The 6,721-nt window shown below is 58.6% G+C and carries 13 protein-coding genes; 9 read left to right on the top strand and 4 right to left on the bottom strand.

Annotated features, from left to right (window positions below; translation table 11 throughout):
- Positions 1-208: 208 nt before the first annotated feature.
- Positions 209-1,036, bottom strand: a complete 828-nt coding sequence (locus ASE91_RS18990) for an SIR2 family NAD-dependent protein deacylase (RefSeq protein ID WP_162233665.1) — start codon at positions 1,034-1,036, stop codon at positions 209-211.
- 58 nt (positions 1,037-1,094) lie between these two features.
- Complete coding sequence (locus tag ASE91_RS14445; protein ID WP_082454034.1) at positions 1,095-2,069, bottom strand: ParA family protein; 975 nt, start codon at positions 2,067-2,069, stop codon at positions 1,095-1,097.
- Positions 2,070-2,329: 260 nt separating this feature from the next.
- Here ASE91_RS14445 and ASE91_RS14440 point away from each other — a divergent pair, with 260 nt between their 5' ends.
- Positions 2,330-2,611 (top strand): hypothetical protein, encoded by a 282-nt coding sequence (locus tag ASE91_RS14440; protein ID WP_056627135.1) that lies wholly within the window; start codon positions 2,330-2,332, stop codon positions 2,609-2,611.
- A 142-nt stretch (positions 2,612-2,753) separates the two neighbouring features.
- Here the strand turns inward: ASE91_RS14440 and ASE91_RS20710 are convergent, their stop codons facing one another.
- Together ASE91_RS20710 and ASE91_RS14430 are read right to left on the bottom strand one after the other, a co-directional pair.
- On the bottom strand, positions 2,754-3,365 hold the full coding sequence (locus ASE91_RS20710; RefSeq protein WP_082454050.1) for an acyltransferase: 612 nt from the start codon (positions 3,363-3,365) through the stop codon (positions 2,754-2,756).
- 228 nt (positions 3,366-3,593) lie between these two features.
- Entirely contained in the window at positions 3,594-3,947 is a 354-nt protein-coding gene (locus ASE91_RS14430; protein ID WP_156357847.1) for a helix-turn-helix domain-containing protein, read from the bottom strand.
- Between the two features lie 49 nt (positions 3,948-3,996).
- Here ASE91_RS14430 and ASE91_RS21070 point away from each other — a divergent pair, with 49 nt between their 5' ends.
- The 8 genes from ASE91_RS21070 (at position 3,997) to ASE91_RS14395 (ending at position 6,656) form a co-directional block, all read left to right on the top strand.
- Positions 3,997-4,272: a DNA-binding protein gene (locus ASE91_RS21070; RefSeq protein ID WP_082454033.1), complete on the top strand. Its 276-nt coding sequence runs from the start codon at positions 3,997-3,999 to the stop codon at positions 4,270-4,272.
- Between the two features lie 193 nt (positions 4,273-4,465).
- Complete coding sequence (locus ASE91_RS14425) at positions 4,466-4,912, top strand: hypothetical protein (RefSeq protein WP_156357846.1); 447 nt, start codon at positions 4,466-4,468, stop codon at positions 4,910-4,912.
- A gap of 96 nt (positions 4,913-5,008) precedes the next feature.
- Positions 5,009-5,377 carry an XRE family transcriptional regulator gene (locus ASE91_RS14420; protein ID WP_235519921.1) on the top strand — a complete coding sequence of 123 codons (369 nt, stop codon included), beginning with the start codon at positions 5,009-5,011 and terminating at the stop codon, positions 5,375-5,377.
- A complete protein-coding gene (locus ASE91_RS14415) occupies positions 5,377-5,556 on the top strand; it encodes a hypothetical protein (protein ID WP_056505784.1) in 180 nt (59 codons plus the stop codon). The genes ASE91_RS14420 and ASE91_RS14415 overlap by 1 nt, the downstream gene beginning before the upstream one ends.
- Complete coding sequence (locus tag ASE91_RS14410; protein ID WP_056505781.1) at positions 5,556-5,771, top strand: hypothetical protein; 216 nt, start codon at positions 5,556-5,558, stop codon at positions 5,769-5,771. The genes ASE91_RS14415 and ASE91_RS14410 overlap by 1 nt, the downstream gene beginning before the upstream one ends.
- Positions 5,771-6,130 (top strand): hypothetical protein, encoded by a 360-nt coding sequence (locus tag ASE91_RS14405; RefSeq protein WP_056627132.1) that lies wholly within the window; start codon positions 5,771-5,773, stop codon positions 6,128-6,130. The genes ASE91_RS14410 and ASE91_RS14405 overlap by 1 nt, the downstream gene beginning before the upstream one ends.
- Positions 6,127-6,387: a hypothetical protein gene (locus ASE91_RS14400; protein WP_056627131.1), complete on the top strand. Its 261-nt coding sequence runs from the start codon at positions 6,127-6,129 to the stop codon at positions 6,385-6,387. The genes ASE91_RS14405 and ASE91_RS14400 overlap by 4 nt, the downstream gene beginning before the upstream one ends.
- Complete coding sequence (locus tag ASE91_RS14395; protein WP_056627130.1) at positions 6,384-6,656, top strand: hypothetical protein; 273 nt, start codon at positions 6,384-6,386, stop codon at positions 6,654-6,656. The genes ASE91_RS14400 and ASE91_RS14395 overlap by 4 nt, the downstream gene beginning before the upstream one ends.
- Positions 6,657-6,721: the final 65 nt, after the last annotated feature.

Genomic DNA, 6,721 nt, shown 5'->3' with positions numbered 1-6,721 from the left:
ATTGTAGTGCAGCTCTTGTGCGAAATCGTACAAAACTTGACGGCACGGCGGACGCACCGTCCGTCGCCGCTACTAAGTAGCGTGGGAATACCGCGGCTTAGCGTCAGGATAGGAAGGAAGTACCCACACCATACCCGCCATATAGATCCGCACGAAGTCTTACTGGCCGCCAAGCCCCTTCGTTGTAGTCACCGAACTGCAAGTCGCCTTACCAATTTTGATTTTCTAGCAAAGCTGTACGCGCTTCAACAACCCTAGCATACAAATCTTCGATCGCAACGACCAGTCCGGCATGGTTGGCATCAACTTTGTCATAGCTTAGCGTTTTTAGATTCCTATTTTTTCTTAGGGATACCTTCATATCATGAGATATTTCGGACGAAGTAAGAAAATAATGCGGATTTATTGAGCCGGGCTGAGCGATGAAAGCTTGATTCTCAAGTAGCAAATTAACGTCTGGATCGCCATAGCCGCACCCGATGAACAGGAATGTGTGAGTCATTAATGCTGCATCAAACGCAGAATAGAACAGGCTATGCCTAATCCTTGCTTTGGCATAGTCCTCTTGCGTGAAAATCAGTGAGGCTGGAGATGCTAGGTTGCCGTGGACCTTCACGACATAGCGAGCGTCGTTACGAAGAAACTCACAGACATCCGGATCACTATAGTTCTTTGTGAATTGCGAAGCTTCGTTTATTTCCCTACTTTTGTTTTCGTATATATCATCAAAATTTAGCGAGAAAACGACCCTGGTATCGAGCAATGCAATTAATTTGTGTATTTCGCCCGGCACATACCGCGGATCCGTGAACTTCGAACGCAGGTATGCTGGCCAGTCCTCATCGTAGCGATTCTTCAGCCATTCGCATGCATGCAAAAGGTCACCGTCTTGGATGGCTCGATGGATATGCTCCGTCTGCGCACCTCTAGGAAACCTAGCAGCAGCCCCCTCAAGGAAACCCTTCCAAACTGGCGGCCGAGTAACTCCGTCTGCACCCAGCGCGTGCCGAGAAACGCCTGATCCAATGACGAACACAGCACGACGCCGGGCGACGTCCCTGATAAGCGGCGCTGGCCATTCCTCCAGTAGCATTTTAGATGAGCCGCGCGCGGATGTCCTGGGACACCTGGCCAAAAATCTCCTTCGCCTCTTTCACTTTCGCGAAATGTGCTCCGACAATTCCGTCCGCTGCAGTAAGTGCAAAAATTGGTTTGCGACGAGACTGCGACATTGGTGCCAAACTATGTAGGTTTGGAATCTTGCCTATTTCGTAGGGCTTAGGCGGGATTAGTCCGCCATGGAAATATTGATCAATCTGTCCATCTATTTGCTGAATTATTTCATCATACGATCTCACAGGACGGCGTTCACCGCTCGCATCCCTCTTCGCGATATACTGCTGAGATACGTAACCGATAAACGTCGCGCCAACGACACTCTTCGCGTCGAGTACTGTTGGGTTGGCAGCATCAAGTTGGGGACTACTTACCGAATACTCCCAATGCGCCTGCCATTTCGACATCCAACGACTGATATTTTCGAACGCTTTCAACGAAAAGATATCGATAGACATCGGACTTACAAAATAGTCCGATGATAACAAAACCGTCCTATTGATTGATCCCAAGGAAGGACTCACGTCGAAAAACACATAGTCGTAATCATGCAGTGATTTTAGCAGTCTGCGGAAGACCATCGTACTTGAAAGCCCGCGCTGGGTGTTGAGCCCCGCCCACTCCTCCGCCAAAAAATCTTCAGCCATCGACAATCCTGGGCTGCCGCAAACGACATCCACCCCAAAAGCCGCGGAACGTCTAATGGGAACTCGATCTGCGTGGCCCTCACCAGCCATCAAACTGGTGAATAGGCTCTCAATGTTGTGGGTCGGTTTATCAAACGTCTCTTCCAAGACTTCGTCATGGAAGAGGTATTGCGACGCATTGCATTGAGGATCACAATCCACAACACAGACACGGTGACCCTGCTGAGAGAAGAAAGCCGCTACATTGCACAAGAGCGTCGTTTTACCTACGCCTCCCTTGTTGTTAAAAAAGGCAAGCGCTTTCATTCTAGCTCCCTGTAGCGACTCATCCCTGTCACGGGACTCTGCTGCCGTCGCTCACAACATCCTCACCTACGCGGGTGGCGTCAACCGATAGCAGGACGCGGCGGACACTCCGTCCGCCGCTTCCCAGGAAATCCGCTGCCGATGCACGGGCGATACCCGTATTTGTATCGCCTATACCCCCAATCGTCTTCGTCGACGGCAGACCGATTCGATAGTAGATTACGGAAACCGCCGCCCTCTAAGCCTTTCACGGATGCCCCATGCCATTTGAAGTCATCGCGAGCGCTGCGGCAAACATGATTGTTTTCAGCGCGATCCTGTATGGCCTACTCTCGCCGCAACCCGAAGCGCGGGTGAAGCTGTGGAGCGTCGTTGGATTGCCGGCGACGTTCAATGTCCTTGTCGCCCTCGGAAAGGACGACCTGACGCTCGACGAACGGTTCACGGGTGTAATTGTTACGGCTTTGGCCTGCGGCATCTTCGCTTGGCTAGTATGGACGAAGAGGCTTCCGAACGGCCAACGCGCGCAGATCCGCCCCTAACTACACCTCGTTCTTTCCGACGTTGCAGCGGCGGACACCCCGTCCGCCGAGGGCACGAGATACAGTACGGTCTCAGGGCATTTGTACCCTCAACCCAGTAACCGATACCCTCAAAGCCCGACTGCGTTCACGAGAACGAAGCCTATAAAGTCCACGTTACCGGGCGGATCTCTCTCGCCGGGCTTCCGGCGACCAACATCCCCGCCGGCACGTTGCGCGTAACGATCGAGCCGGCAGCTATCACGGCACCGTTTCCGATCGTAACGCCTTTCAGGATCCTCGCACCCAACCCAATCCAGACGTCGTCGCCAATCGCGACCGGCGCAGTGCGCCCACGTGAGCCTGTCAGATCGTGATGGTCGGTATCCATGATCACGGTTCCGGCGGCGATCGCTACGCGATGCCCGATCGTTATGTCCCGCTGACAATCGATACGCACATCGTCCGCAAGATACCCGCTGCCCAACGACAGTTTGGCGCCAGGACGGACACGGATCTCGGTGCCGCGGTGGAGGACGAAGTTGCCCTCGACAACGCACTCGCCGCCCTTCCGCACCACCACTTCGGCCGTTCGAGGTACCTGCCCGGGCCAGTATTTACCGATCGTCAGTCGTCCAGCGCCCACCAGACGACCCGTCACGCTGAGACTGCCTCGTCGGTAGATCAGCACCCTTACCGGAAGGCGCAGATTGCCGATCGCGGTTGCTACTGGACGAAGCTTGGCCAGCCGGCTCGCTATCTCGACAATTCGCATCTGCACCCTTTGCGTGAGGTTCTGCGGCGTACCCGCGCAATGCCGGTGATGGCACCACCGATCTAAAGCGTGCTTTGGCGCATCTTGTCAAAACGCAAGGTGGAAGCGGCGGACACACGCTCCGCCGCCGTACCGCAAAGCGCGCGGTCAAGAGCGACCTGATGGTGTGATGCTTCGAATGATACCCCCACCATACCCACAATCTTGGGCAGTCAGGATCGCGTCAAATTAGTCCGTGTCGGATGAATCCGGGACGATTGTTGCCAGGAAGGCCAGCAGGCTACGCCTTTGATCGCCCGCCAACCTTCTCACGCTGCTGACGATAGCACTCGTTTCCTGATCCAACGAATCGGAGGTGTGCCGGCCGGTGAGTAGATAGCCAACGTCGATTTCATTCGCCCCAAGCAGCATCAAATAATTCACGCCCGGCGCAGTTTCGCCCTTCTCATAACGGCTTTGCGAACCCAACCCGACCCCACCCAACGCTGCGAAATCGGTCTGATTGCAACGACTTGCCTTTCGCGCCTCCTTGAGACGCAAAGCGAAATTCGCCAAATCCGGAAATTCCGCTTGATCTTTCACACAATCCTGCGCATTTTTGGACCAGTTTCTACAAACTGATACATGACACATGCCGAACGAAGTCGCCAATATTGACGGTGGCCTGCCTACGCGCGCTATTACGGCCCGAGAGCAGTTCATTGCGTCCGGGACCAACGTTTCCGAGTGGGCGCGCGAGCGCGGCTTTTCGCTGACGCTCGTCCATCAGGTTCTCAGCGGTCGGCGACGGTGCATCCGCGGTGACTCGCATCGCATTGCCGTTGCCTTGGGTATCAAGCCCGACGCGACTGCTCCGGGTGTCGAGCCGCTTCATACTAGTGGGCGTGCTAACGGACATGGTTCGTGACGCGCCTTCCACAAGCGTCTCCCCCGTTCGGCCGTGTAAGTGACGGCCGGGAACTTTGCCCGGTCGCAATGTATCGTACCGGTCAGGGGCACGCGCTGCGCGGTCATACCTCCCTAGGCGCGGGCGGGGCCGGTCGTATGCTGCGATCGGCCCCGTTTTTCGCGACACGCGCATGACAACGGCGTGCGAACCCTTGTCGATTGAGCAGACCCTGCGAGACGTAGTCGAAGCGATATCGATTGCGCGTGCGGCCGAAGTCACCGGTCGCACCCCGCATTATCTGCGGGCACTGTCGCACGCGCATAAGCGAGAACAGCTTACCTGCCGGGATGTTGTTCTGCTCGACACCGAACACGACCGCATGTTTGGCACACGTCCGCTCATTGACATGCTTCGCATGCAGGTCGACGCCCGTCAGTCGAGCGTCGCCAATGCGAAGGCCGCTCTCGCTGGTGCGACGATAGAGGCCGTCCGCGAAAGCGGCGAAGCCGCCGCCGCCCTGATCGCCGCCCTTGCTCCGGATGCGACTGATGCCACCCGGGACGCCGCGATGCGCGAGGTCATCCAGGCTCTAAACGCGAAGCGCCGGATCATTCCGATTCTGCGTGCCCTGATGAAGCGACAGCCACAACCACCGTAAAGCCGATCGACTAGATCTTCCCGACCACCGACCTGCCCCGCCCCGGTTCGCGACCACACGGTTCGCGAAGCGGATTTCTGCTGCCCGGAGATTTTCGTGACCCTGACCCCCGGAGCGTACCTGAAGCGTCGAAGGACTGCCGCCGGTTTCGGCGTGGAGGACGTTGCCGGCGTGCTGTCGACCGACCCGCAGATCGCGTGGCACGAGCGTGCAGCGTGGATCATGCGCATCGAGGCAGATATCGCCCCGGCGAGCTGGACGACGATTGTCGCCCTGCGCCAGCATTTCCCCTTCGACTTGACGGTGCTGGAGCGGCTTTTGCTGATCCATCTCGGCGCTGATCTCCCGGCGCCGCGCCTGTGCCGTATCTGCGCGTCGAGCGACACCGGACCGATCGGGATCGCCGTGCCGGCATGGGGCTGGGACAAGCCGGACCTTTGCATTTCTTGCGCGAGTGCGTCCTGATGCGCCCGCTCACCCCCCTGAACCGCAATTTCCTGCGCGTATCCGCGCTGCTGACCGGCCTTGCCGCCGGCTTTGGCATGCTTGGCCGCAACCCGGCGGCGATCGTCGCCGCCGCCCTCGCCTGCCTGCTGGCGCTGACCGCCGTTCGCAACCTCAACCGTCGGAATGGAGACCGCTGATGCCCCGCGTTCGCCCGCTTTCCCTACGCCACGACCCGGCTCCACGCCGCGTTACGATCCATCTGATCGACTGCAACTGCCCGGCGTGCGACCGCGACTATCACCGCAAGGCCGCGATCGAGACAGTGGCGATGTTCGCTATCGGCTTCGTCACCGCATGGTTGACCGATTGGGCGCTCGGCGGCCCCGGTCTCCAGATCATGATCGGGCTATAATGACCGCGCCGTCCGATCAAATCCTTCGCGACCCCTATTATTGCCCGCCGACCGCGCGCGAATTCGGTGTGCATCCGTACGAAATCCGGCGGGTCGCCGCGCGACATTCGTCCGATATCGAACTGGCACTGAGCATCCTGTTTCACGCCGCCGAGCGCTGCGGCCCCAACGGCGAGATTTCGAAGGATACCACCCTCCGGGATGCCGTCCTGAAAGCAACGGCGATGCGCTTGATCGAGTGCGCTTGGAGCGGGGAAGGCTGGAACGCGATGGCCGCTGACGATGCGATCATCGAGATCCGCATGGCTTTGCAGGCACGCTTCCCTAGCACCGGGCAGGCCGACGGAGTGGGCGCATGAAGCTCACCATCAACCAGCGGCGCGTCTTCAACGTGCTGGAGCGGTTCGCGGCCGAGGGGGCGGGCTGCCCGACCAACGCTGCGCTCGCCGAACGCATCGGCAGCGACACGTCGGACGCCGCAAAGGCGTTCGGCGATCTTCGCCGATTGGGTGTGATCGGGGTCGTCACGATCCGTTCGAAACGTCAGGTGACGATCGTCGCGACTGGCTCACAGACTGCGCCGATCGAGGCAAGGCACGGGATGGCAAACGCGTGACGCGCCCTACCGCCCGACACCGGGACATCACGGCAGGCTGCTTCGTATGCCATGGCGCTGCCGCGTTCTGGACCAGCGCCAACGCCCAGGCGCTGGCCGTCCAGCATCACGATCGCACCGGGCATCAGACGTGGTGCAATATCGCCATGTCGGTGACCTATGGCAGCAACGCCCGCGACGATTGCCAGATCGACATCGAGGACGCGATCGCGTCTACAAGGTCAGGGGGCAGGCCGGAACCGGTGCTGTGTGCAGCCGATGATGCTTGACGCCCGGATCGCCGATCTCGTCCGTGCCATTGCCGCCGACATGGCGGCCGAAGATGTTGCGCGCG

Source organism: Sphingomonas sp. Leaf62, assembly GCF_001421915.1.
Classification (GTDB): Bacteria; Pseudomonadota; Alphaproteobacteria; order Sphingomonadales; family Sphingomonadaceae; genus Sphingomonas.
Note: the sequence above shows the minus strand (reverse complement) of the source record. Positions and strands in the feature narration are given on the sequence as shown.